Genomic DNA, 412 nt, shown 5'->3' on the forward strand with positions numbered 1-412 from the left:
CTGTCTCGCACTTCGATCGACACTCGCCCATGGGATTCCTGGCGAGTCGTCACTCGAATTTCATTCTTGTCCGCGGCCCCTTCCTGGATGGCCTGCGCAGCATTGACCAGCAAGTTGAGGAAGACCTGTCCGAGGCGTGAGTCATTGCCCTCCACCATGAGCGAAGTAGGGCGTAGTCCTTGACCAGCCGCGCCCTGTGGCGAATCTCATGCCAGGCCATGTTGGCGGTGGAGTTGAGAAGCAGGTGAACGTCGACAGGGCCGCGCTGCGCATCATCGGGACGCGAGAATGTCTTGAGGTCCCGGACGATGGACCGGACCCTCTCCGCACCCTGTTGAGCGTCCTTGATGGCATTCGCTGCTTCCTCGAAGGCCACGGCCTCAGCGGGCGCCTTCGCCACGTGCGCCTTGAG

General features: G+C 62.1%; 1 protein-coding gene. It reads left to right on the forward strand.

Features of this window, described 5'->3' with window-relative positions; genetic code table 11:
* Positions 1 to 208: 208 nt before the first annotated feature.
* Positions 209 to 412, forward strand: a 204-nt coding sequence (locus QQZ17_RS21155; RefSeq protein WP_284554167.1) for a hypothetical protein, incomplete at its 3' end; no start/stop codon positions are given.

Source organism: Citrobacter sp. T1.2D-1 (assembly GCF_950098555.1).
In the GTDB taxonomy this organism is placed as follows: Bacteria; Pseudomonadota; Gammaproteobacteria; order Enterobacterales; family Enterobacteriaceae; genus Citrobacter_A; species Citrobacter_A telavivensis.